Origin of the sequence: Allobranchiibius sp. CTAmp26, assembly GCF_017565405.1 — a bacterium.
GTDB lineage: Bacteria > Actinomycetota > Actinomycetes > Actinomycetales > Dermatophilaceae > Allobranchiibius.
Genome location: NZ_JAGEKR010000010.1, coordinates 24037 through 49258, shown reverse-complemented (window position 1 = coordinate 49258; position 25222 = coordinate 24037). Strand labels below are relative to the sequence as shown.

The window sequence follows — 25222 nt, the reverse complement described above, 5'->3', positions numbered from 1 at the left end:
ATCCGGGGTAGGACGCCCGCCGTAGAGTGCTGCCATGCCGACACCCCCACCTCAGCCGACGCTGCGCGACGGATCCCTGGTGCTGCGTCCGTGGACCAGTGCCGACCTGCCCGGGCTGCGCAAGGGCGCGCTGAACTCGGGCTGGTTCGCAGCGGATTCGGCCACCGGCAGCGCGGACTCGGGTGCGACCGAGGCGCTCACCCGGTGGCAGGCGGGGTACGACGACGACCGCTCGCTGAACAGCGTGCTGATCGAGGACGACGGCAGCGTCGTCGGCGGCATGCTGCTGCGCTCCACGGGCGCCGACACCGCCGAGTTGTCCTGGCAGCTTTTCAAGTCCGACGCGCAGCTGCTGGGTGCGCATGCGGTGCAGGTCTTCCTGCGGCACGCCTTCGAGGACCTCGGCGTGGTACGGATCGAGACCCGGCTCGCCGCGCAGGACATCGGCTCGGGCCGGATCGCGGCGCGCGCGGGGATGCTGAAGGAGGGGACGGCGCGCGCGGCCGGCACCTCCGTCGAGGGCCGCGTGGACCAGGTGATCTTCGCGCGGCTGGCGACCGACCCCAGCGTCACCGAGTGGGGGTCCTTCGCGCGGGTGCTCAACACCACGCTGCCGACGAAGCGCGCGATCGCGCAGGCCCTGATCCGCAACGACGCGGGCGAGGTGCTGCTGTGCCAGCCGACGTACAAGCGCTTCTGGGATCTGCCCGGCGGCGTCGTGGACCCGTCGGAGTCACCGGCGACGGCCGTGGTGCGCGAGGTCCGCGAGGAGCTGTCGCTGGAGGGCACCGTGCGTTCACTCGCCGCGGTGACCTGGTTGCCGCCGTGGCGCGGGTGGGACGACGCGACGCTCTTCGTCTTCGACGTGCACGTGCCGTCGGAGCCCACGACGTTGCAGCCACGGGAGATCAAGGCGGTGCACTGGCGGGCCGTCGCCGACGCCGGCGCGCACACCGCCGACTACACCGCGCGACTCATCGAGCGGGCCGTCCGCGCCATCGACGACGGCACCGGCGCGGTCTACCTGGAGAACGCCCACGACCCGTCCTGGTGAGCGCCGTCATCGCGGGCCGAATGTGGGTGGGCAGGCGCGGGACGCGATGAGAGACTGACCACATGAGCAATCAGAACCCGATGCAGGCAGCCCGTGCGTCGCTGCTGGCCCTGGAGTACCCGCAGTCGCTCGGGGTGTACGACGACTACCTCGGCGCCCAGCGCGCGGTCGACTTCCTGTCCGACCGGGAGTTCCCCGTCGAGAACTGCATGATCGTCGGCACCGACCTCAAGCAGGTCGAGCGCGTGACCGCCCGCCTCACCTGGGGACGGGTCATCGCGAGCGGTCTCGCCTCCGGCGCCTGGATCGGTTTGCTCTTCGGACTGCTGCTGTCCCTCTTCGACGCCGGCAGCAACAAGCTCGGCGTGATCATCGGCGGCATCCTCTTCGGTGCGTTCTTCGGTCTGGTGTACGCCGCGGTCGGTTACGCGATGTCGCAGGGTCGGCGCGACTTCACCTCCGTCAGCACCATCGTCGCGACCCGCTACGAGGTGCTGGTCGAGCACAAGTTCGCCGAGCAGGGACGCGAGCTGCTGTCCCAGCTCGACTCCGGCCTGCAGCGGCCGCGCCAGTGACCGCCCCGCAGGACCGCGTATCCGACACCGTCGCCCTGCGGCGAGCGCTCGACGCGGTCCCGGCGTACCGGCCCGGGAAGCCCGCGGCCGCGCGGACCGACGTGACGTCGTACAAGATCAGCTCGAACGAGAACCCCTACCCGCCGCTGCCGTCCGTACTGAAGGTCGTGCAGGACGCGGCGACGCAGATGAACCGCTATCCGGACATGGCGGTCACCGCGCTGACCGACCGGCTCGCGCAGGAACTGGACGTCTCGGCCGACCAGATCGCCACGGGCACCGGCAGTGTCGGGGTGCTCGCTCAGCTGCTGCAGATCACCTGCGACCCGGGTGACGAGGTCGTCTACGCCTGGCGCAGCTTCGAGGCGTACCCGATCGTGGTCGCGCTCGCGGGCGCCGTGTCGGTGCAGGTGCCGCTCGACGCCGACGCCCGGCACGACCTGACCGCGATGGCCGACGCGATCACCGATCGCACCCGGCTGGTGCTGGTGTGCACTCCCAACAACCCCACCGGTCCGTCGGTCGGCGCCGCGGAGCTGGAGGAGTTCCTGGCGCGGGTGCCGCGTGACGTCCTGGTCGTCGTCGACGAGGCCTACCTGGAGTTCGGCCGCGACGAGTCGGCGGTGCGTGGGCTGGATGTCCTCGCTCGGCACTCCAACGTGGCGGTGCTGCGTACCTTCTCCAAGGCCTACGGCCTCGCGGGACTGCGGGTCGGGTACGCCGTGGCGCAACCCCGGGTGGCGGAGGCGCTGCGCAAGGCCGCCACGCCGTTCGGCGTCAGCGACATCGCCCAGCGCGCCGCGATCGCGAGTCTCGACGTACGCCACGAGCTGCAGGAACGGGTCGACGACCTAGTCGCCGAACGCGACCGGGTCGGCGCCGCACTCGCGCAGCAGGGCTGGACGATCCCGGACTCGCAGGCGAACTTCGTGTGGCTGCCGCTCGGCGACGACGCCCTCGACTTCGCCGCCACGGCGGACGAGGCGGGGCTGACCGTGCGGCCGTTCGCCGGCGACGGGGTACGCGCCACCATCGCCGAGCGCGGTGCGAACGACCGGCTCATCGAGGTCGCTGCGGCGTTCCGCAACCGCTGAACCCGCCCGCCGAGTGGCATAGGAATGTGCCGAGTGGCGCACCTGTAAGGGGTGCATTCGAAACATAGGTATGCCACTCGAGGAGGGCGGGACGATGGCTGTGCCTCATGGGTACGCCGCCGTGCTGCGGGTGACCGGCGCGCGGCAGTTTCTCTTCGGCTCCGCGATCGAACGACTGGGCGGCGCGATGTTCGGCGTCGCCGTCGTCGCGATGGTCTCCGCGCGGACCGGGTCCTATTCGCTGGCGGGTGCGGTCTCGGCCGGTGCGTTGGTGGTCCTCGCGATCACCGCGGCGGTCATCGGTCGTCTGGTGGACCGCTACGGCCAGCGGCGGGTGACGCTGCCGCTGGTGGTGTGGTCGACGCTCTGGTCGGTCGGCGTGGTCGCGGTATCGATCCTCGGTGCACCGTCGTGGACGCTCTTCGTCACCTACGCGATGTCCGCCGTCGTCGGGACCACAGGCACCCTCAGCAGGGCACGCTGGTCGCACCTGCTCGAGGACCGGCCCGGGATGCTGCACACCGCGATGTCCCTGGAGCAGGTCATCGACGAGCTGGCGTTCGTCGGCGGCCCGGCGCTCGCCGTCGTGCTCGCGACGACGGTCCTCCCCGAGGCCGGCTACATCGCGGCCGCGACGTTGTTCCTGGTCGGAGCGCTGGTCTTCCTGGCCCGCACCGACACCGAGCCCCCGGTCGACCGCGTCACCCACAAGAGCACCACGTCGGTGCTGCGCAACCCCGGTGTGCTGGTGGTGTGCGCGGTGTCCTTCATGCTCGGCGCCATCTTCGGCTCCAACGAGATCGTGACGATCGCCACCGCAGCGGAGCTGGGCCACAAGGGCGCGTCCGGGCTGATCCTCGCGGTCTACGCGCTCGCCTCGGCGGTCGCGGGCGTCGTCTACGGGGCCCGCGAGGACGCCGTACCCGCGCATCGTGCGCTGTGGATCGGCGCCCTGGCGATGTGCGTGCTGGAGGCCCCCGTGCTCCTCGTCGACAGCATCCCGCTGCTGGCGCTGGTGCTGACACTGGCCGGTTTCGCCACCGCACCCACCCTCATCGTGACGATGAAACTGGCGGGATCCCTGGTGCCGGGCAACCAGGTGACCGAGTCGATGGGGATGATCTTCACCGCGCTGGTCATCGGCATCGCGGCCGGATCCGCCCTCGGCGGGATCGTGGTGCAGGGTGTGGGCGGGCACGCCGGGTACGTCGTCCCGGTCGCTGCGGCGGGCCTGGGCGCGGTGCTCGGGTTGGTCTTCAACCGTCGGTTGCGGTGACCCCTGGCCCGTGGCGGTGATGGGCTGAACCCGGGGGTAGCCTTCCACCTGTGACCGGCGCCACAACGGCGTGGCGCCGTCATCACCGGCCGGTGACCCTGGACGGTGGTGACGAGCCGACCGACCACCGACACCACCGTGCCGGAGCGAAGAGGAGCGAGCGTGACCGAGATCCGTGACGTCGCCGTGCACCACGAGACCGTGGTGCCACAGGCGCAGCAGGACATCACCGACGGCGGACCCGACATGGTCCAGTTCGTCGACGGGGAGGGCACCCGTCTCGAGCGGACGGCCGCCAACACCCCGTACGCAGAGATCGTCGAGGCGCTGACGCCGGAGGACGGCCGCTCGATGTACCGCGACCTGGTGCTCGTACGACGCCTCGACGCCGAGGGCCACGCACTGCAGCGCCAGGGTGAACTCGGCCTGTGGCCCTCGTTGCTCGGCCAGGAGGCCGCCCAGGTCGGTGCCGGCCGCGCGATGCGCGCGCAGGACTTCGCATTCCCGGGCTACCGCGAGCACGGGGTCGCCTGGTGCCGCGGGATCGAGCCGGAGCAATTGCTCGCGCTCTTCCGCGGGGTGGACAACGGCGGCTGGTCGCCGTCGGAGCTCAACTACCACCTCTACACGATCGTCATCGGCAACCAGATGCTGCACGCGACCGGTTACGCCATGGGCATGCAGCGCGACGGGGTCGTCGGCACCGGTGACGAGGACCGCGACGCCGCAGTGATGGCGTTCACCGGGGACGGTGGCACCGCACAGGGCGACTTCAACGAGTCCCTGGTCTTCGCGGGCGTCGCGAACGCGCCGCTCGTGATCTTCGTGCAGAACAACCAATGGGCCATCTCCGAGCCGAACTACAAGCAGTTCCGCGTGCCGCCGTACCAGCGCGCGCAGGGCTTCGGCTTCCCCGGCATCCGGGTCGACGGCAACGACGTCCTCGCGGTGTACGCCGTGACGAAGGCCGCGCTCGATAACGCCCGCGCCGGGCAGGGCCCGACGCTCATCGAGGCGTTCACCTACCGCCTCGGCGCGCACACCACCTCCGACGACCCGACCAAGTACCGCTCGGCCGCCGAGGTCGACATCTGGCGCGAGAAGGACCCGATCAAGCGGATGCGCGGCTTCCTCAGCCAGAAGGGCTACGCCGACGACGCGTTCTACGAGTCGGTCGACCGCGAGGCCGACGAGCTCGCCGTCCGCGTGCGGACCGCCTGCCAGAACATGCCCGAGCCGAGCCAGGAGCGGATGTTCGACGAGATCTACGTCGATCCGCATCCGGTCGTGGAGCGGGAGAAGGCGCAGTTCATGGAGTACCAGGCCGGTTTCGAGACGCAGGAGGCACGCTGATGGCCGCGCAGAAGATGACCCTGGCCAAAGGCATCAACGCAGGGTTGCGGGCCGCCATGGAAGCCGACCCCAAGGTGCTGCTGATGGGCGAGGATGTCGGCAAGCTCGGCGGCGTCTTCCGCATCACCGAGGGCCTGCAGAAGGACTTCGGCGAGGACCGGGTCGTCGACACCCCGCTCGCCGAGTCCGGGATCGTCGGTACGGCGATCGGACTGGCCATGCGCGGCTATCGGCCGGTCGTCGAGATCCAGTTCGACGGCTTCATCTACCCGGCATTCGACCAGATCGTCAGTCAGCTGGCCAAGATGCACGCCCGCTCGCGCGGTGCGCTGCGGCTGCCCATCGTCATCCGGGTGCCGTTCGGCGGCGGGATCGGCGCGGTCGAGCATCACAGCGAGTCCAACGAGGCCTACTTCGCGCACACCGCGGGGCTGCGGGTCGTCGCGTGCTCGGACCCGGCGGATGCGTACTGGATGATCCAGCAGGCCATCTCCAGTGACGACCCGGTGATGTTCTACGAGCCCAAGCGCCGCTACCACGAGCGCGCCGAGGTCGACCTGGACCCGCAGGCCGGATCGATCCTCGGGCTGCACGACGCGCGGGTCGTCCACGAGGGCACCCAGGTGACCTTGCTGGCGTACGGGCCGACGGTGAAGACGTGCCTGCAGGCAGCGGATGCCGCTGCGCAGGAAGGCATCTCGCTGCAGGTGGTCGACCTGCGATCGCTGTCGCCGCTCGACACCGAGACCATCGACCGCGTCGTGCAGGGCACCGGCCGGGCGATCGTGGTGCACGAGGCCAGCACGTTCCTGGGGATGGGCTCGGAGATCGCAGCGCACATCCAGCAGGAGTGCTTCCACCACCTGGAGGCGCCCGTGCTGCGGGTCGGCGGGTACAACATCCCCTACCCGCCGAGCCGGTTCGAGGAGGAGTTCCTGCCGGGACTCGATCGCATCCTCGACGCCGTCGACCGCTCGCTCGCTTACTGATCCGCTGGAAGGGGCCTTCGTGGCTGTGCAGACGTTCAACCTCCCCGACCCGGGTGAGGGACTGGTCGAGGCCGACATCGTCACCTGGAAGGTGCAGGTCGGCGACGAGGTCTCGACCAACGACATCGTCGTAGAGATCGAGACCGCGAAATCGTTGGTGGAGTTGCCGATCCCGTGGGCCGGCAAGGTCACTCAGCTGCTGGTCGAGGAGGGCGCGACCGTCGAGGTCGGTAGCCCGATCATCGCCGTGGAGGTGGCCGGTGCCGCGAGCAGCGATCCGTCCGAGGTGACGACGCCGTCAGCCGAGGAGCCCGAGGAGCGCACCCCGCACCTGGTCGGGTACGGCGCCGCTCCGGCGCCCACCGCGCGGCGGGCCCGCAAGGGGGCTACCGCCGTACCGGCAGCTGCACCGGCGCCGCCGGCCCCCGTGGCCGCCGCACCCGCTCCCGCGCCGCCCGCTCCTGCGGTGGCTGAGGTCGCGGCGCGCTCTATGGAGCGCGCGACGACCCCAGCGGCCGCGACCGGTGGCAAGGTGCTGGCGAAACCGCCGGTGCGCAAGTTCGCCAAGGACCACGGCGTGGACCTGTCGAGCGTCGCGCCGTCGGCCGAGTCGGGCATCGTGTCGCGCGCCGACGTCGAGTGTTACTTGGCGAACGGCACTGTGCCGAGCGCTGATTCGGCGCCCGCCGCCGTGCGCGCGGATGCACAGGAGCGTGAGACGCGCATCCCCGTGAAGGGAGTGCGTAAGTTCACCGCCGACGCGATGGTGGCCTCGGCGTTCACCGCGCCGCACGTCACCGAGTTCGTCACGATCGACGTGAGCGCCACCATGGAGCTGGTCGACCGGTTGCGCTCGGATCGCGAGTTTGCGGGCTTGAAGGTCACCCCGCTGACCGTGCTCGCGAGGGCGCTCTGCGTTGCAGTGAAACGCAATCCGGGCATCAACGCCTCGTGGGCGCAGCAGGCGGACGGTTCCGCCGAGATCGTCCAGAAGCGTTACGTCAACCTCGGGATCGCCGCCGCGACCCCGCGGGGGCTCGTGGTGCCGAACATCAAGGACGCCGACGCGATGTCGATGCGCGAGCTCGCCGAGGCGCTCGGTGCGTTGACGTCGACGGCTCGCGAGGGTCGTACCCCTCCGGGCGACATGTCCGGCGGCACGATCACCATCACCAACGTCGGGGTCTTCGGCGTCGACACCGGCACGCCGATCATCAACCCCGGCGAGGCGGCGATCCTGTGCTTCGGCGCCGTGCGCCGGATGCCGTGGGTGGTCGCCGACGCCGACGGCACCGAGACGATCGTGCCGCGGCACGTCACCCAGCTGTCGCTCTCCTTCGACCACCGGATGGTCGACGGGGATCTCGGCTCGCGTTTCCTCGCCGACGTCGCGGCCCTGTTGCAGGACCCGTCCCGGGCCCTCGTCTGGGGCTGACGACGGAGTTGGGAGTACGAGCGCGCCCGATGGAGCACGCACGTGCTCCCAACGTCGGCAGTTGTAGGAAGGTGCGCGCGCTATAGAGCGCGTACGTTCCTACAACTTGGCGGCGAGCAACTGCGCCAGGTGCATCCCGCGCGACTCGCCGCCCGGCAGCGCGCCGAGCAGGTCATCGAGCTGGGTCCGGCACGAGAAGCCGTCGGCCAGCACGACGTCGCCGGGCCGCGCAGCGCGTACGGCGGGCAGCAGTTGCTGTTCGGCGATCGCCACCGACACGTCGTAGTGGCCCTTCTCAACACCGAAGTTGCCGGCCAGTCCGCAACAGCCGCCCAGTCGCTGCACCTGCGCGCCGGCCCGTTCCAAGAGCGCGGCGTCGGCCGCCCAGCTCATCACCGCGTGGTGGTGGCAGTGCGGCTGGGCGATGATCCGCACGCCGTCGAGGGAGGGCGGTGACCAGCCCGGCGTACGCGCGAGCAGCTCGGCCAGCGTGACCGTCGCGTCACGCACCGCGCGGGCGTCGTCGGTGGGCACCAGCTCGGCCGCGTCGTGCCGCAGTACCGCAGTGCAGGACGGCTCGATGCCGACGATCGGCACTCCGGCGTTGGCGGCGGGCGCCAGCCCCGCGAGGGTGCGTTCCAGCTGTCGCCGGGCGCCGTCGAGCTGGCCCGTGGAGATCCACGTGAGACCGCAGCAGCCCGCGGTGGTCGGCAGCACCGGGGTGAAGCCGGCATCTCGTAGGACCGCGACCATGGCGGCGCCGACGGCCGGTGAGAAGTTGTCGGTGAAGGTGTCGACCAGCAGGACGACCTCGTCGCCCGTGGCGCGCGCGGCGTCGTACGGGTGCAGACCGTGCTCGCGGGCCCAACTGCGGAAGGGGTCGGCGGCGACCTGCGGGATGCTGCGTCGGGCGTCGACGCCCACCGCGGACTTCGCGAAGGGCATCCGATCGCCAGCGCGCAGAAGGGCGTTCGCGACCTTGGGTGCTCGCGCACCGGCGCGCACCCAGCGCGGCAATTGCCCCAGGACGTAGTGCGCTATCGGCCGCAGCCGCCCTTTGTACGACTGGTGCAAGACCTCGGCCTTGTACGACGCCATGTCGATGCCGGTCGGGCAGTCCGAGGCGCAGCCCTTGCAGGACAGGCACAGGTCGAGCGCGTCGTGCACCTCGGGCGCGCGCCAGCCGCCGGTGACGACGGAGCCGTTGAGCATCTCCTGCAGCACCCTCGCGCGGCCGCGGGTGGAGTCCTTCTCCTCGCGGGTGGCGAGGTAGGACGGGCACATCACCCCGCCGCTCGCAGTGTTGTCCGCGCGACACTTGCCGACCCCGGTGCAGCGGTGCACGGCCTGGCTGAAGTCGCCACCGTCGGCGGTCCAGGAGAACGCCAGCGGCGTGGGGGTCCGGCGGGCCGGGAAGCGCAGGTCCGCGTCCAGTGGCGCGGGGTCGACCAGCACGCCGGGGTTGAGCAAGTTGTCCGGGTCGCACGCGTGCTTGGCCGCGGCGAAGAGGTCGATGACCTCGGGGGAGTACATCAGCGGCAGCAGCTCACTGCGCGCGCGCCCGTCGCCGTGCTCGCCGGAGAGCGAACCGCCGTACGTCGCAACGAGTTTCGCGGCATCCACCACGAACTCCCTCAGCTGGGTCGGGCCGTCGGGCGCGTCCAGCGGGACGTCGAGGCGCACGTGCATGCATCCGTCGCCGAAGTGACCGTACGGCGCGCTGCTGAGGCCGTGGGCGACCACGAGCTCGTCGAAGTCGCGCAGGTAGGCGCCGAGCGACGTCGGGGGTACGGCGGCGTCCTCCCAGCCGGGCCAGGCCGGCTTCCCCGCGGGGGAGCGACCCGCGAGCCCGGCGCCGTCCGCCCGGATCCGCCAGAGCGCCGCGGCCTGTGCGGCGTCGGTGACGATCAGGCTGGAGTGCGCGCCGAGACCGGCATCGTCGACCATGGCCTCGGCCCGGGCGAGCACCTCGCCCCGGTCCTCACCGGACACCTCGGTGAACAGCCACGCTGGCCCCGGCGGAAGCGGCGGGGAGGTGCCGCCACGGCTGTGCAGCACGTCGAGCAGCCGTTGGTCGAACCCTTCGCAGGCTGTCGGCTGATGGGTCAGCACGGCCGGGGTGGCATCGCCGGCCAGGGTGATGTCGGGATAGCCGAGCACGATCATCACCCGCACCGCCGGGTCGCGCACCAGTCGCACGGTGGCCTCGGTGAGCACCGACAGGGTGCCCTCGGATCCCACCAGGAAGCGCGCGAGGTCGACGTTCCGCTCGGGCAGCAGGTGCTCCATGGAGTAGCCGGAAACCTGGCGTCCGAATCGCGCGAACGACGTACGGATGAGCTCCAGGTTCTCGGCCCCGAGCCCGGTCAGCTGCTGCGCGACCGGCCCGGTCGAGCGCGTCCCAGAGGTGAGGTCGAAGCGGTCCCCGGTGCCCCAGAATCCTTTCAGGGCAACGACGTTGTCGACAGTGCGTCCGTAGCCCAGGGTGCGCGAACCGCACGCATTGTTGCCGAGCATGCCGCCGATCGTGCAGCGGGTGGATGTGGAGGGGTCGGGCCCGAACCGCAGTCCGTGCGGCGAGGCGGCCGACTGCAGGCGGGCCTGCACGACACCGGGCTGTACGACGGCCGTGCGGGCCTCGGGGTCGATGTGCAGCACCTGGTCCAGGTGCCGGGAGAAGTCCAGCACCAGACCCGCGCCGATCGAGTTGCCGGCGATCGAGGTGCCGGCGCCGCGGGTGGTGAGCGGTACGCCGAGGTCGCGCGCCACGGCGTACGCCTGCTCGACCTGCTCGCTCGACCGTGGGAAGGCTACTGCCGCCGGCGCGATCCGGTAGAGGGACGCGTCACTGGTGTAGAGGGAGCGGGTGAGGGGGTCCGCGTGCGCCTCGATGCCGCTCGCGGTCAGCCGCGTCACCAGTTCGTCCACGGGCACATCGTCCCTCACCGCATCCGGCCCCCGAACGCCGAGTGCGCGTTTCGCGAGGCCGTGGGCCTGCGAAACGCGCACTCGGTGAGGATGCCGGACCGGATCAGTCCTGCACGTGCCTCGGGTGGTAGTCGCCGCCGGCGGCTGCGTGCTTCGGCGCCTCGTCGGCCGGGTGAGCCGGCACCGTCGCGAAGGCGTCGTCCGACGCCCGGTGCCGCGGCGCCTCGTCCTCGGTCGCTCCGTGGGCCGGGGGACCGACCAGGTCGGTCACGGACGGGTCCACGTCGTACGCCGCAGACGTCCCGCCCGCCGGCGCCGCAGCCTCCGCCTTGGCGGCGTCGGCAGCCGACTGACCGCGCAACTCCACCTTCGGCATCAGCAGCAGGACCAGGAAGCCGACCAACATGACCGCGGCCGCCACGATGAAGATGATGTGGATCGAGTCCGCGAAGCCGACCTTGAACGGGTGACGCGCGTCCACGGGCAGTTTGTTGATGACCGAGGAGTCGTTCTGGATCTGCGCGACGACGCTGCGATTCTGGGCGATCTGACCCTGCACGGCGGGGGGTGCCGCCTGGATCGCCGAGGTGATCTTGTCGCCGACCGTGCTGAAGAGGATCGACAGGAAGATCGCCACGCCGAGCGTGCCGCCCATCTGGCGGAAGAACGTCGCCGAGGAGGTGGCGACGCCGATCTCCTTCGGAGGCACGGCGTTCTGCACGATGATCGTCAGCGGCTGCATGCAGTTACCCAGGCCGTAGCCGAAGATGAACATGAAGGCCATGACCTCCCAGACCGGGGTGTCAGCGTTGACGAAGAGGAAGAGCAGGAGCAGGCCCACGGTCCCGATCGCCGTACCGAAGATCGGGAACTCGCGGATGCGACCGGTACGGGAGGTGACCTGTCCGGAGATGATGCCGGCGATCATCAGGCCCGCGACCATCGGCAGCATCAGGAATCCGGACGTCATCGGCGATGCGCCGTGCACGATCTGGAAGTAAAGCGGCAGCACGGTGATGCCGCCGAACATGCCCATGCCGACGATGATGCTGGCGACGATCGTGACCGATGCCGCACGCAGCTTGAAGATGCGCAGCGGGATCAGCGCGTCGTCGGCCATCGCGCGCTCGACGAGGATGAACATCGCCACGCCGATGACGGCGATGACATACGCCGTGATGGAGCGACCCGAGGTCCAGCCCCAGGTGCGGCCCTGCTCGGCGACCGTGAGCGTGGGGACCAGGCCGATGACCAGCGCGACGGCGCCCCACCAGTCGATGCGTGCCTTGCGCTGGACGTGGTCCAGGTGCAGCGTGCGCCACACGACGAAGAGCGCGGCGATGCCGATCGGCACGTTGACCAGGAACACCCAGCGCCAGCCGGAGATGAACAGGATCGAGGAGGTCTCGGCGAAGAGGCCGCCGATGACCGGGCCGAGGACGCTGGAGGTGGCGAAGGTCGCCATGAAGTAACCCGTGTACTTGGCGCGCTCACGCGGCGGCACGAGGTCGCCGATGATCGCCAGCACGAGGGTGAACAGACCACCGGCGCCCAGACCCTGGAACGCGCGGAACGCGGCCAGCATGTACATGGAGGTGGCGAACGAGCAGGCGGCGGAACCGATCACGAAGACGGTGATCGCGAACATGAACAGCTTCTTGCGGCCGTACATGTCGCCGAGCTTGCCGTAGATCGGCGTGGTGATCGTCGAGGTGATCAGGTACGCCGTGGTGACCCAGGCCTGCACGGACAGGCCGTGCAGGTCGTCGCCGATGGTGCGGATCGCGGTGCTGACGATGGTCTGGTCGAGTGCGGCCAGGAACATGCCGAGCATGAGTCCGCCGAGGATGCGCAGGATCTGCGCGTGGGAGTACTGGCCGCTGGAGGCTGCGGGCGGGTTGGCCGCACTGGTCTGAGCAGTCACATCGACTCCTTTCCGGTGGTTGTGGTGGTGGATGCGTCGGACCGGTCCGTGGGACCGGATGTGGAACGGGCGGCGAATGTGCGAGTGAGGTCGTCGTTCAGGCGCCGCAGCGAATGGTCGAAGTCCTGGGCCTCGTCCGTGGTCCAGCTCGACATCAAGGTGGCGAACATCTCTCCCCTGCTCTCGTGGATGTCCTCCAGGAGCTGCTTGCCGTCGGGCGCCAGCGCGATGTTCTGCGCGCGCCCGTCCGCCGGGTCGGACACCTTCTCCAGAATCCGGACCTGCACCAGATGGCTGACCTGCCGGCTGACGGTCGAGACGTCGGAGTGGATGCGCTCGGCGATCGCCGACACCCGCAGCGGTCCCGTCGACACGGCGAAGAGCACCGGGTAGGCGGACGTCTCGACGTCGGGGTGCAGCCGCGGCACGTGGTGCTTGAGGGCGCTCATCGCCTTCATCAGGTGCACGAGGTCCTCACCGACCTTCGATGCCATGCCCAGACTGACCGCCATACCGCCTCCATAGTTGCTTGCGCCATGCAACTATATGGAAACATTCACAGACGATCAAATCGGCTGTGAATGTTTCCTATGGAGTGATGGTGAGGACGTCGAGCACGCGAGCCGCTGCGGCCTCGTCGCCCTCGACGCTGTAGCGCAGGTCTGCCGTCGAGATCCGCCCGGAGCCCCGACGGGTGAGCGACTCGGTGCTGAGCCGGATCGTCGTGATTTTCCCCAGGGGCAGCGGGATGATCTCGCCCGTCTCGTCGTCGACCTTGTCGACGTGGGCGGTGCCGGAGAAGAGCGATTCGGCGTACGGCCGACCGTCGGACCCTTCCACGATGCGAATGCCCTGTCGGGCCATGACGGGGCCGGTGCACTCGATGATCACGACGCTGCCGACCTCGAGGTTCGCGCGCCGCGCGGCGCGCGCGGGGAACGCGGCGAGCACGTCGCTCGTGAAGGCGGCGGCGCCCGCGGAGTCCAGGTTGCCGATCGAGTGCAGCGCCTCCCGCAGGTCCTGCTCGTGGCACCAGAGGTCGATGAGCCGAGAGTGGAGCATGGCGGTGAGCTCCATCGGACCGAACGGACCCTGCACCACGGTCTCGGGTGTCAGCGTCGGGTCGCGGTACGACTCGACGCGCTTGGGCAGCAGATCCCGCCACTCGTTGACGATCTCCCCGCCCGACCGACTGCGGCGCACCTCGACGGCGCGTTCCATGAACCGGCCGGCGTCGGTGCGGACCCAGTCGTAGTCGGGGACCTCGACCTCGCGGTCCTGGCCGCCGTTCATCAGGTGCTCGGTGCCGGCGACGTGCGCGAAGACGTCCTTGACGCTCCACCCGGGCAGCTCGGTCGGCTTGTCGAAGTCCTCGGGGTGGCAGGTCAGCCCCAGATCGAGGATCGACTGACCGGTGGCGGCGAACGCATCGACCAACTCGTGTAGTTCCACCGGCGGCTGGGGATGGGTCTGCATGCGCCCAACCTACTGGCCCGGCGAGCGGTGCGCCGGACGGCGTAGCGGCATCCCTGCCTACCCTGGACCCATGGCGAGCGACACCGGCACGAGCACCGCGACCGCGGCGGCTCCCGCACGGGGGCGCCGGTCGCAGTGGGTGTGGGGCGTGCCGTCCGTCGCACTCGTCGTGGTCGTGCTCGCCGTGATCTTCTCCCACGCAGCGGCTCCGCTCGACCTCGGCGACCCCGGCGCCGTGGTCCGCTGGGGCATCCCGGTCCTCAACGTGCTGCGGGATCTGACCGCGGCGCTCACCGTCGGTGCGCTGCTGCTCGGCGGATTCCTGGTGCCCGAGGGTGCGACTTCCCGGCGGCGGGAGTCGCTCGCCCGGTACGCCGCGTGGTCGGCCACCGGGTGGGCGCTCGTCGGCGCCGTGAGCGTCGTCCTGAACTTCGCCGACGTCTCCGGCACCCACCTCGGGTCTGCCGGTTTCGCCTCCGAGGCGTGGGCGTCGATCTGGCAGCTGGAGATCCTGCGCGCACCGGCCATCACTGCGCTGATCGCGGCGGCCGTCGCGCTGCTCGCGTTCACCGGACCGGGCGCTCGCGGGATGGCGTGGCTCTTCGGCGTCTCGCTCGTGGCGCTCTATCCGCTAGCACTGATCGGGCATGCTGCCGGCTCGGACGACCACGAGGCGTCGGTCGACTCCCTCCTGGTGCACCTGCTCGCCGTGACGGTGTGGGTGGGCGGGCTGCTCGCGCTGCTGCTGATGTGGGGGCGCTTCGGCAAGGGCACCGCCGACGTCGTGCGTCGCTACTCCACGGTCGCGCTGTGGTGTTTCGGCGCGGTGGCCGTCTCCGGGGTGCTGAACGCCGTGATCCGGGTCGGCTCCTTCTCCGGTCTGGCTTCCCGGTACGGCGTCCTGGTGCTGGTCAAGGTTGTGCTGCTGCTCGCGCTCGGGACGTTCGGTGCGCTGCACCGGCAGCGGGTGATCGGTCACCTCGACGGTGCCGCGGCACCGGGTCGGGCGCTGTTCGCGCGGTTGGCCGGTGTCGAGTCCCTGGTGATGGGTGCCGCCGTCGCGGTCGGTGTGGCTCTGGCGCGATCGGCGCCGCCCGTCGCGCAGGACCACGGCGCGGTCGACACGGCGTACAGCCTCACCGGGTACGTCGCACCGGCGGCGCCGCATGCCGTCACCTGGTTCACGATGTGGCGGGTCGAATGGCTGCTCAGCGCTGTCTCGGTGGTCGCCGTGGCCGTCTATCTGGCGTGGGTGATCCGCCTGGCTCGGCGCGGCGACCGGTGGCCCATGCTGCGCACCATCTCCTGGTGCCTCGGCTGGCTGATCTTCCTCTACATGGTCGACGGCGCCCCGGCGGTCTACGGCCGGGTGATGTTCTCCGTGCACATGCTCGAGCACATGACGGTGTCGATGCTGGTGCCGATCCTGCTGGTGCGCGGCGGTGTGGTCACGCTCGCGCTGCGGGCACTGCCCAAGCGGCACGACCTCACCCTCGGGCCACGAGAGGTCATCCTCTCGGTCGTCCACTCACGCGCGGTGGCCGTGGTCGCGAACCCGGCGGTGGCGGCGGCGTTCGTCTTCGTGTCGCTCATCGTCTTCTACTACTCGCCGCTCTTCCACCTGGCGCTCACCACGCATACCGGGCACCTGCTGATGATGGTGCACTTCATGGCGTCGGGGTACCTCTACGCCTGGGCGCTGGTGGGCATCGATCCGGGCCCGCGCCGTTGGGCACCCCCGATCCGGCTGGGAATCCTGCTGATCGCCATCACCTTCCACGCCTTCTTCGGGGTGGCCCTGATGACCGGCAGCGATCTGTTGGGCGGCGACTTCTTCCAGTTGCTGCACCTGTCCTACGTGTCAAGTCCGATCACCGACCAGCAGCGTGGCGGGACCATCGCGTGGGGCGCCGGTGAGGTGCCGACATTCCTGCTGGCCATGCTGATCGCGGGCGAGTGGTATCGCAAGGACACGGCCGAGGGCGAACGGCAGGCGCGGCAGGCCGACCGGGACGGCGACGCGGAGCTGCGCGCGTACAACGACTATCTGGCGGCGCGTTCCGGCCGCGGGAAGCAGGTCTGATGCGGGTCGCTTTGATCCAGCTCGCGTACGACGACGCCGAGACCCTCGACGCACGCGTCGAGCGCGTTGCTGCGCTGGTCCGGGCCCAGGCCGGGCACGACCTGGTGGTGCTGCCGGAGCTGTGGGGAGCGGGGGGCTTCTCCTACCGGGAGTGGAGCTCACGCGCTCAGGACGTGACCGGACCGATCGGCGCCGCGTTGTCCGCGGCGGCCCGCGATGCGGGGGTCTTCCTCCACGGGGGATCGATCGTGGAGCGGCCCGCATCGGGCGAGACCGGTGAGGAGGGCCACGACCTGTGGAACACCTCGCTCGTCTACGACGCGAGCGGGACCCTCGTGACGACGTACCGCAAGATCCACCGGTTCGGTTTCGCGGGCGGCGAGCCCAAGCTGATGGATGCGGGGACGGAACTGGTGCGGGTCGACGTACCGGCGGGCACGTCGTCCCTCGCGGTGGGCCTGTCAACCTGTTACGACATCCGTTTTCCGGAGATGTACCGCGCCCTGCTGGACCGCGGCGCCGAGGCGTTCGTCGTGCCGGCCGCGTGGCCGATGGCGCGCGTCGACGCATGGCGGCTGCTGCTGCGGGCACGCGCGGTCGAGAACCAGTGCTTCGTGCTGGCCTGCAACACCGCCGGCACCCACGCACGGACGCAGATGGGCGGTCACTCCGCCGTTATCGCGCCGGGTGGTGAGCTGCTCGCCGAGGCGGGCGAGGAGCAGGAGGTGCTGTCGGTCGAGATCGACCCGACGGCTGTGCGGGACGTACGCGAGACGTTCCCGGTCCTGGCCGACCGCCGCCTCTGAGCGGGCGAGCGGACCCGCACTGATGGGCACTGACGGGCACTGACGGGGACGGCACTGCTGGTTTGCGTTTGCGGCCAGGGCTGCAGCACCGGTCGCAAACGCAAACCAGCAGCGTCGTGGTGGCGGTGTCACGGCCCGGTCTGCAGTGAGGGCGGCCTGAGCAACGACAGCACCCGGTCCGGATCGGTCAGGTCGTCCCACACGACGCGCACGACCCGGTAACCGAGCCGCTGGAGCGCCAGTTCGCGCCGCTTCTCGTTGACGAGGGCCTCGCTGTTACCCGCGCCGCGGTACTTCAGCAGCCCGTCGAACTCCACGATCGTGCGCGTGCCGTCGACGAGCAGGTCGACGCGGGCGACGAAGTGTCCGGCGTCGTCGCGGATGACGACCTGCGGAGTGACCGGCACGCCGGCTGCACGCAGGAGCAGTCGCAGTCTGCTCTCACCGGGGGACTCGGAGCGGGGATCGACGAGGTCGAGCAGGGTCGCCAGTCGCGTGCAGCCGGGCGTCCCGCGCGACCGTTCGACCGCCTCGGCCAGGTCGGTGGGTGAGGCGAGGTAGTTGCGCAGCGCGGCATCCGCAGGGACCACCGCTGCTTCCACTCCGACCCCGGCACCCACCTGGACGATCGCGTACGCCGCAGCGACCGTCGGTATGCCGGACGCGGTGGTGATCGGGATCGGCGCCGGCACTCTGTGCAGCCGAACCCCGGGCCGGCGCGACCATCGATGACCCTCCCGGTGGCCCAGGTGGATCTCCGTGGGGTTGCAGGACGGGTCGATGGGCAGATCCCAGGCGAGGAGGGACGACTGGTGCGTGACGACGTACCCGTCGCCCAGCACCAGGAGCAGAGCGCGGATGCGGCGCCGCTGGGTCTCGGCGGCGCTGGTGGTCGTGTCGATGTCGCCGGGCGGCAGGAAGTAACTGCCCTGCGCGCCGCTGAGCACGTCCTCTGCGTGACACCACGCCCGGAGCTGCTCGTCCGAGGCGCCGAACTCCAGGGCATCGCGGCGGGTGAACGCGTATCCCTGCTGCCGGACGCGGATCCGCAGGGGATAGCTCATCGCGACGGGAAAGGCCTGGTACGGGGTGGTGATGGTGTCCATCGAGCGATCGTCGTGGCCGCGCCGATGGGCGTCAGGTCGCCGCGGGCCGGGTGTGGAGAGTGGGTGGGGATGTGGACAGCCGGGTCGGGGTGGGGGTTTTGCGTCTGTGGCCAGGGCTGCAGCACTGGCCGCAGACGCAAAACCCCCACCAGGTTGCCGGGACCGCTCGTGGAATGACCGCACGGGTGGTGTCGTTGGCTTCTGCGTGAGCGAGACGGTGGACGGGTCAGTCAGGGCGAAGGTGCGGGTGCGCGCGCCGGAGTTGGCGGGGCGACGGTGGCTGAACACCGGCGGCGCCGACCTGAGTGTGAAAAGCCTGCGCGGCAAGATCGTGGTCCTGGACTTCTGGACCTTCTGCTGCGTCAACTGTCTGCACGTGCTGGACGAGTTGCGGCCGCTGGAGCAGGAGTTCGCCGATGAGCTGGTGCTGCTGGGGGTGCACTCGCCGAAGTTCGAGCACGAGGGTGAACCGGCCGCGGTCGAGGCGGCGGTCGAGCGGTACGCCGTGGGGCACCCGGTCCTCGACGACCCGGAGCTGACCACCTGGCAGGCGTACGCCGCGCGTGCCTGGCCGACGCTGGTGGTGATCGACCCCGAGGGATACATCGTGGCCCAGCTGTCCGGCGAAGGTCACGCCCATGGGCTCGGCGTACTCGTGCGCGAGCTCGTGGCGGAGCACGAGGCGAAAGGCACGCTTCGGCGCGGGGATTCGCCGTACGTCGCGCCGCCCCAGCCGCAGACCGCCCTGCGCTTCCCCGGCAAGCTCGCCGCGGTCCCCGACGGCAGCTACCTGCTCTCGGACACAGCCCACCACCAGGTCGTGCATCTGGAGCCGGACCTGACCACCGAACGCGCGAGGTACGGCGGACCGGGCGTCTTCGAGGAGCCGCAGGGCATCTGCGTGCTGCCGCCCGAGGTCGCCGCGCGGGTGGGGTACGACGTGCTGGTCGCCGACAGCGTGCACCACCAGATCGCCTCGATCCGGTTGTCCGACGGGCAGATCCAGGTCGTTGCCGGCACCGGTGAGCAGCTGCGCGAGCGGTCGGGCAGCGGTCTGGCGCTGCGCCAGGATCTGTCGACGCCGTGGGATATCACCTGGTGGATCGACCGCGCGGTGATCGCGATGGCCGGCGTCCACCAGCTGTGGGCGCTGCACCTGGCCGTCGATCCGGGCGACAACACGGTCGCGGTGCTCGGCGGCACGAGCGCGGAGGGCATCCGCGACGGCGCGGCGCACGACGCGTGGTTCGCGCAGCCCTCCGGGCTCGCCACCTCCGCCGACGGCTCGCGGGTCTGGGTCGCGGACTCCGAGTCGTCGGCATTGCGCTCGATCACGTTGCAGGACAGTGGCTTCGAGGTCGCGACCCACATCGGGCAGGGCCTCTTCGACTTCGGCCACGTCGACGGCCCGGCCGCGGACGCGCTGCTGCAGCACCCTTTGGGTGTCACCGAGCTGCCGGACGGCAGCGTCGCGATCGCCGACACGTACAACGGAGCGATCCGGCGGTACGACCCCGTGGAAAACGAGGTCTCGACGCTCGCCACCGACCTGGCAGAGCCCAGCGATGTCGTCGTCGAATCAGACGGCGACACAGTGCGATTGCTCGTCGTCGAGTCAGCGGCACACCAGGTCACCCGCGTCGCCGTACCAGCGCAGGCGCAGCGGGTCGCGGGTATCGCGCACCAGACCCAGCGTCCGGTGACACCGCTGGCCCCCGGCGCGGTGGAGCTGCACATCGCGTTCGAGCCGCCGACCGGTCAGAAGCTCGACTATCGCTACGGCGACCCCACCCAGCTGATGGTGATGGCCACCCCGGGTGCTCTGATCCGCGACGGCGACGGCACCTCGACTGGACTGACCCGCACCCTGCAGCTCGACCCGGCGGTCGGTGACGGCACGCTGCACATCTCCGTGCGCGCGGCCGCGTGCGACGGCGACCCGGAGACCGGCGAGGTGCCGGAGTACGCCGCCTGCCATCTCTATCAACAGGATTGGGGCATCCCAGTGGTGCTCGAGGCGGGCGCGCCGACCGAGTTGCACCTCGACCTGCGCGGCGTCTGACGCGCGCCTCCCCATTGAGCGGAGGGGTCCGCCGCCGAGTGGAGTGGTTACGACCCCTCCGTCGAGCGCGGACCCCTCCGCTCGACGGAAAGAGACAGGGGCCGTCAGCGGGCGTGCGGGAGGGTCACGGCGCGACGAGCAGGACGTCGAGGGTGCGCGGTCCGTGCACGCCTTCGACCCGCCGCAACTCGATGTCGCTGGTGGCGCTCGGTCCGCTGATCCAGGTCAGCGGACGGGTCGGGTCGAGATCGGCGACGGCATCCGGCACAGCTGCCACCACCTGCTCCTCCCGGACCACGACCAGGTGGTAGTCGGGCACCAGGGTCAGTACGCGCGGGCCCTGCCCCGGCCCGGCGTCCAGCACGATCGTCCCGGTCTGCTCGATGCCGAGGCTGCAGGTGGTGAGGACCGCCGAAACACGGTCCAGCTGCTCGACACTCACCGGTTCGTGCGTGATCCGCACCGTCGGCGTCCAGTCCGCCGGGAATCCCACTGGTACGACGATCTCGTCGATCGATCGCTCCTGCAGGATCTGCGAGACGCGTTCCCGGACGGCGGACGCGCCACACCGGTGGACCGTCGCGCGGTAGTCGGCGACCCGCTCGGCGAAGACATCGACGTCCACCGACCGGGACCCGGCCTGGTGATAGTCGCGGACGACCGGCGGCGGAGCGGGCCGGTCCGCCAGCGCCGTGCGCACCCGGTGCAGGATCTCCTCGCGCGCGTTCATCGTCCGTCCTCCTCGGACGCCGAGGACGCCGACGACGAGGGCGCCGAGGGCGCCGAGGGCGCCGAGGACGGCGAAGGTGGCGTGGGCGTGGCAGCCGAGTCCGGCGCCGCGTCACCACCCTCCCGCACCCACCAGTCGCGCAACGTCTCACGCGGCATGTCCGGCAGGTCGCGCGAGCGCGCCCACGACGACAGTGGCGGCGGCAGCGCCGGCATCCGCCGCGCGACCCGGCCCAGCGAGAGGCTGCGCAGCGCGGCCGTCCACCGTCGGCGCGAGCTCATCGTCCAGGCCGCAGCGGTCATCGAGGCCGCCTCGGCCGTGGGCACCCGGTGCTCCTCGCGCTTGGCCGCGACGACCTCGGCGCGCAGGTGCACCAGCATCGTCGGGATATCGATGGCCACCGGGCACACGTCGTAACACGCACCGCACAGCGAGGACGCGAACGGCAGCGACGGGTTGTCCTTCACCCCCGTCAGCTGGGGCGAGAGCACCGCGCCGATCGGGCCGGGATAGACCGATCCGTACGCGTGCCCGCCGGCGCGCTCGTAGACCGGGCAGACGTTGAGGCAGGCCGAGCAGCGGATGCAGCGCAGGGCCGACCGGCCGTTCGGGTCGGCCAGCGTCGCGGTGCGCCCGTTGTCGAGCAGGACGACGTGGAAGTCCTGGCCCTCGGTCGCGCCGGTCCACATCGAGGTGTACGGGTTCATCCGCTCACCGGTCGAGGATCGGGGGAGCAGCTGCAGGAAGACCTCGAGGTCGCGCCACGTCGGCACCAGCTTCTCGATGCCCATCACGGTGATCAGCGTCCGCGGCAGGGTCAGGCACATCCGCCCGTTCCCCTCGGACTCCACGACGCACAGCGTGCCGCTCTCGGCGACCCCGAAGTTCGCGCCGCTGACCGCGACCTTCGCCGACAGGAACCTGCGCCGCAGGTGCAGGCGGGCGGCCCCCGCCAGCTCTTCCGGATCGTTCGTCAGACCGGGATCCACGTCCTCCATGTGGTCACGGAAGATCTCGCGGATCTCGCTGCGGTTGCGATGGATCGCGGGCACCAGGATGTGACTGGGCCGGTCGTTGCCGAGCTGCACGATGAGCTCGGCGAGGTCGGTCTCGGTGGCGGTGATGCCCGCGTCCGCCAACGCCTCGTTGAGGCCGATCTCCTCGGTGGCCATCGACTTCACCTTGACCACGTCGGTCTCACCGGTGGCCTGGATCAGTCGGGTCACGATGGCGTTGGCCTCGTCGCCGTCCCGTGCCCAGTGCACGGTGCCGCCGCGTGCGGTGACGGCGGCCTCGAAACGCTCCAGATGGTCGGGCAGCTCGGCGAGAGTGGCGTCCTTGATTGCGGCGCCCGCAGCGCGCAGCTGCTCCCAGTCGTCGAGTTCGGCCACGACACGCGCGCGCTTGTCGCGGATCGTGGTCGTCGCGACCTGCAGGTTGTGCCGTTGCTGGCTGTCGGCCAGGCCGGTGCGCGCGGCGTCAGGAAAGGACTCCCCGGTGCGCAGGTGGGTGGTCGGTGAGGCGGTCGGCATACCGAGGAACGTCGTCATCGCGCATCCTTCGTCGAAGCCAGGATCTGTGCCAGGTGGACGGTCTCGGTGCCGACGTTGAGGCGCGCCATGCCGCCCCCGATGTGCATGAGGCAGGACGCGTCGCTCGCGGCGCACATCTGCGCGCCGGTCGACTGGATGGCGCGCATCTTGTCGGCGAGCATCGCGGTCGACGTGTCGGAGTTCTTCAACGCGAAGGTGCCACCGAAGCCGCAACAGGTCTCCGCCTGCGGCAGCTCCACCAGATCGATCCCGTCGACGGCGCGCAGCAGTCGCAGCGGCCGGTCGCCCACGCGCAGCACCCGCAGCGAGTGGCACGTCGGGTGGTAGGTCACGCGGTGCGGGTAGCTCGCTCCCACGTCGGTCACCCCGAGGACGTCAACCAGCAGCTCGGACAGCTCGTAGCTGCGAGACGCAACGGCCTCGACCCGCTGCACCAGTGCGTCATCACCGAATTTCCTTGCTACCTGGACGTGCTGGTGACGTATGGCGCCCGCGCAACTGCCGCTCGGCGTCACGATCACGTCGTACGGCTCGAAGGTGTCGGCGTACCGACGGACCATCGGCAGCGCCTCGCGCGGGTAGCCGGTGTTGACGTGCATCTGCCCGCAGCACGTCTGCTCGAGCGGGAGGACCACCTCATGCCCGAGCCTGCGCAGGACGCTCACCGTCGCCTTGCCCACCTCGGGGAAGAGTCCGTCCACCAGGCAGGTGGCGAACAACGCGATACGCATGGAGTCTCCTGGTGACAGTCCGATGGTCCCGTCACCGAACGTACCTCCCGTCAACGAGCGGAGGGGTCCGGCACCGAACGGAGGGGACATGACCCCTCCGCCCGACGCCGGACCCCTCCGCTCGACGGGTCGATCAGAACGCGGCTTCGGGCAGCTCCATCAGCGCGTTGTCGGTGGCCTCGACGATGGCGCGGTCGGAGGCGAGCCGGGGCAGCACCGTCGTGGTGAAGAAGTGCGCCGCCGCGACCTTGCCCTGGTAGAACGCCTCGTCCCTGCCGGCGTCACCCGCGTCCAGCCGTGCCTGCGCGACCTCGGCCTGCCGCACGAGCAGCCAGGCGATCGTCAGGTCACCCGCGGCGAGCAGCAGGCGGGTGGTGTTCTGGCCGACCTTGTACGCGGCCTCCGGCTCACCCTCGAGCGTCTTCATCGCGGTCATGCCCATGTTCTCGACCATGGCCTGCACGTGCTCCACGGCCTGGCCCAGCAACTCCCGCTCGCGGCTCAGGGTGTCGTCGCCGGCGCCGCCCTTGACGGTCTGCAGGATCTGTTCGGCCAGCGCACCGAGGGCGACGAACTGGTCCTTCACGATCTTGCGGAAGAAGAAGTCCAAGCCCTGGATCGCGGTGGTGCCCTCGTAGAGGGTGTCGATCTTCGCGTCGCGCACGTACTGCTCGATCGGGTACTCCTGCAGGAAGCCGGATCCGCCGAACGTCTGCAGCGACTCGGTGCCGAGCAATGTCCACGCGCGCTCGGAGCCGACACCCTTCACGATCGGCAGCAGCAGGTCGTTGAGCTTGCTGGCCATGATGGCCGGTGAGCTCTCGTCGAACTCCTCGGAGCCGGTGCGCAGCATCTCCTGGTCGACGATGTCCTGCTGGGTCGCCGCGAAGACGACCAGGGCGCGCAGGCCCTCGGCGTAGGACTTCTGCAGCATCAGCGAGCGGCGTACGTCGGGGTGGTGGGTGATCGTGACGCGCGGTGCGTCCTTGCCACCGTCGGTCATGTCGGCGCCCTGGACCCGCGCCTTGGCGTACTCCAGCGCGTTCAGGTATCCGGTGGACAGCGTGGCGATCGCCTTGGTGCCGACCAGCATCCGCGCGTGCTCGATGACGCGGAACATCTGCGCGATGCCGTTGTGCACGTCGCCGAGCAGGGTGCCGACGGCCGGCTCCTTGTCGCCGAAGGTGACCTCGCAGGTGGTGGAGACCTTGATGCCCATCTTGTGCTCCACGTTGGTCACGTAGGCGCCGTTGCGCTCGCCGAGCTCACCGGTGGCGAGGTCGACGTGGTACTTGGGCACCACGAAGAGCGACAGGCCCTTGGTGCCCGCGCCGGCGCCCTCGGGGCGGGCGAGCACGAAGTGCACGATGTTCTCGGACATGTCGTGCTCGGCAGAGGTGATGAAGCGCTTCACGCCGGTCACGTGCCAGGTGCCGTCGGGCTGCTGGACCGCCTTGGTGCGGCCGGCGCCTACATCGGAGCCGGCGTCCGGCTCGGTCAGCACCATGGTGCCGCCCCAATGCTTTTCGACGAGGTGCTCGGCCAGCTTCTTCTGGTCCTCGTTGCCGAGCAGGTAGAGGATCTTGGCGAAGGAGTAGCCCGCGGCGTACATGAAGACCGCCGGGTTGGCGCCGAGGACGAGCTCGCCGAGCGCCCACTTGAGGGACGGGGGTACGACGGTGCCGCCCAACTCGGCCGGCACGTCGACGCCCCAGAACCCGGACGCCTGGTAGGCGGCGTAGCTCCTCTTGAAGCTCTCGGGGATCTTCACCGTGTTGGTCTCGGGGTCGAACACCGGCGGATTGCGGTCGCTGTCCACCAGCGACGCGGCGAGATCGCCCTCGGCGAGCGTGGCCATCTCCTGCAGCATCGCCTTGGCGGTATCGGTGTCGACGTCCTCGTAGGGGCCCGAGCCGAGCACCTCACCCCGGCCGAACACCTCGAAGAGGTTGAACTCCAGGTCTCGCACGTTGCTCTTGTAGTGGCTCATCGGCCGGCTCCTCGGATGGTGGCGCTCGGGGGTTTACTCGTCAGTAACATATTGTGC

Annotated in this window: 19 protein-coding genes; 10 read left to right on the top strand and 9 right to left on the bottom strand. The window is 70.2% G+C overall.

Annotated features, from left to right (window positions below):
- Positions 1-34 precede the first annotated feature (34 nt).
- From J4030_RS06685 to J4030_RS06655, 7 genes are all read left to right on the top strand, one after another.
- On the top strand, positions 35-1054 hold the full coding sequence (locus tag J4030_RS06685; RefSeq protein WP_208048441.1) for a GNAT family N-acetyltransferase: 1020 nt from the start codon (positions 35-37) through the stop codon (positions 1052-1054).
- A gap of 62 nt (positions 1055-1116) precedes the next feature.
- Positions 1117-1629, top strand: coding sequence for a general stress protein (locus tag J4030_RS06680; protein WP_208048440.1), 513 nt, complete (start codon positions 1117-1119; stop codon positions 1627-1629).
- A complete protein-coding gene (hisC, locus tag J4030_RS06675) occupies positions 1626-2723 on the top strand; it encodes a histidinol-phosphate transaminase (protein ID WP_208048439.1) in 1098 nt (365 codons plus the stop codon). Before J4030_RS06680 ends, hisC begins: the two co-directional genes overlap by 4 nt.
- Before the next feature lie 94 nt (positions 2724-2817).
- Positions 2818-3999: an MFS transporter gene (locus J4030_RS06670; RefSeq protein WP_208048438.1), complete on the top strand. Its 1182-nt coding sequence runs from the start codon at positions 2818-2820 to the stop codon at positions 3997-3999.
- Positions 4000-4170: 171 nt separating this feature from the next.
- Entirely contained in the window at positions 4171-5352 is a 1182-nt protein-coding gene (gene pdhA, locus J4030_RS06665) for a pyruvate dehydrogenase (acetyl-transferring) E1 component subunit alpha (RefSeq protein ID WP_307864612.1), read from the top strand.
- Positions 5352-6341: an alpha-ketoacid dehydrogenase subunit beta gene (locus tag J4030_RS06660; RefSeq protein ID WP_208048437.1), complete on the top strand. Its 990-nt coding sequence runs from the start codon at positions 5352-5354 to the stop codon at positions 6339-6341. The genes pdhA and J4030_RS06660 overlap by 1 nt, the downstream gene beginning before the upstream one ends.
- A gap of 19 nt (positions 6342-6360) precedes the next feature.
- Positions 6361-7776 carry a dihydrolipoamide acetyltransferase family protein gene (locus J4030_RS06655; RefSeq protein WP_208048436.1) on the top strand — a complete coding sequence of 472 codons (1416 nt, stop codon included), beginning with the start codon at positions 6361-6363 and terminating at the stop codon, positions 7774-7776.
- A 99-nt stretch (positions 7777-7875) separates the two neighbouring features.
- On the opposite strand, the gene J4030_RS06650 is transcribed toward J4030_RS06655, so the two are convergent.
- The 4 genes from J4030_RS06650 to J4030_RS06635 form a co-directional block, all read right to left on the bottom strand.
- Complete coding sequence (locus J4030_RS06650; RefSeq protein WP_307864598.1) at positions 7876-10704, bottom strand: FAD-binding and (Fe-S)-binding domain-containing protein; 2829 nt, start codon at positions 10702-10704, stop codon at positions 7876-7878.
- A gap of 103 nt (positions 10705-10807) precedes the next feature.
- On the bottom strand, positions 10808-12628 hold the full coding sequence (locus J4030_RS06645; RefSeq protein ID WP_208048435.1) for an MDR family MFS transporter: 1821 nt from the start codon (positions 12626-12628) through the stop codon (positions 10808-10810).
- Complete coding sequence (locus J4030_RS06640; protein ID WP_208048434.1) at positions 12625-13140, bottom strand: MarR family winged helix-turn-helix transcriptional regulator; 516 nt, start codon at positions 13138-13140, stop codon at positions 12625-12627. The genes J4030_RS06645 and J4030_RS06640 overlap by 4 nt, the downstream gene beginning before the upstream one ends.
- Positions 13141-13216: 76 nt before the next feature.
- A complete protein-coding gene (locus J4030_RS06635; RefSeq protein WP_208048433.1) occupies positions 13217-14104 on the bottom strand; it encodes a maleylpyruvate isomerase family mycothiol-dependent enzyme in 888 nt (295 codons plus the stop codon).
- Between the two features lie 70 nt (positions 14105-14174).
- Between J4030_RS06635 and J4030_RS06630 the strand changes: the two genes are divergently transcribed.
- Together J4030_RS06630 and J4030_RS06625 are read left to right on the top strand one after the other, a co-directional pair.
- Positions 14175-16187, top strand: a complete 2013-nt coding sequence (locus J4030_RS06630; protein WP_208048432.1) for a cytochrome c oxidase assembly protein — start codon at positions 14175-14177, stop codon at positions 16185-16187.
- A complete protein-coding gene (locus J4030_RS06625; RefSeq protein WP_208048431.1) occupies positions 16187-16993 on the top strand; it encodes a carbon-nitrogen family hydrolase in 807 nt (268 codons plus the stop codon). Before J4030_RS06630 ends, J4030_RS06625 begins: the two co-directional genes overlap by 1 nt.
- Positions 16994-17121: 128 nt before the next feature.
- Here J4030_RS06625 and J4030_RS06620 read toward each other — a convergent pair whose 3' ends face one another.
- Positions 17122-18099 carry a hypothetical protein gene (locus J4030_RS06620; protein WP_208048430.1) on the bottom strand — a complete coding sequence of 326 codons (978 nt, stop codon included), beginning with the start codon at positions 18097-18099 and terminating at the stop codon, positions 17122-17124.
- A 217-nt stretch (positions 18100-18316) separates the two neighbouring features.
- Here J4030_RS06620 and J4030_RS06615 point away from each other — a divergent pair, with 217 nt between their 5' ends.
- Positions 18317-20161 carry an NHL domain-containing thioredoxin family protein gene (locus J4030_RS06615; protein ID WP_374221983.1) on the top strand — a complete coding sequence of 615 codons (1845 nt, stop codon included), beginning with the start codon at positions 18317-18319 and terminating at the stop codon, positions 20159-20161.
- Positions 20162-20285: 124 nt separating this feature from the next.
- Here the strand turns inward: J4030_RS06615 and J4030_RS06610 are convergent, their stop codons facing one another.
- The 4 genes from J4030_RS06610 to J4030_RS06595 form a co-directional block, all read right to left on the bottom strand.
- The gene (locus tag J4030_RS06610) at positions 20286-20891 is read right to left on the bottom strand and encodes an LUD domain-containing protein (protein ID WP_208048428.1); all 606 of its coding nucleotides are present in this window, start codon (positions 20889-20891) and stop codon (positions 20286-20288) included.
- Positions 20888-22441, bottom strand: coding sequence for a LutB/LldF family L-lactate oxidation iron-sulfur protein (locus J4030_RS06605; RefSeq protein WP_208048427.1), 1554 nt, complete (start codon positions 22439-22441; stop codon positions 20888-20890). The genes J4030_RS06610 and J4030_RS06605 overlap by 4 nt, the downstream gene beginning before the upstream one ends.
- Positions 22438-23175, bottom strand: coding sequence for a (Fe-S)-binding protein (locus tag J4030_RS06600; RefSeq protein ID WP_208048426.1), 738 nt, complete (start codon positions 23173-23175; stop codon positions 22438-22440). Before J4030_RS06600 ends, J4030_RS06605 begins: the two co-directional genes overlap by 4 nt.
- Positions 23176-23308: 133 nt before the next feature.
- On the bottom strand, positions 23309-25165 hold the full coding sequence (locus J4030_RS06595) for an acyl-CoA dehydrogenase (protein WP_208048425.1): 1857 nt from the start codon (positions 25163-25165) through the stop codon (positions 23309-23311).
- Positions 25166-25222 lie beyond the last annotated feature (57 nt).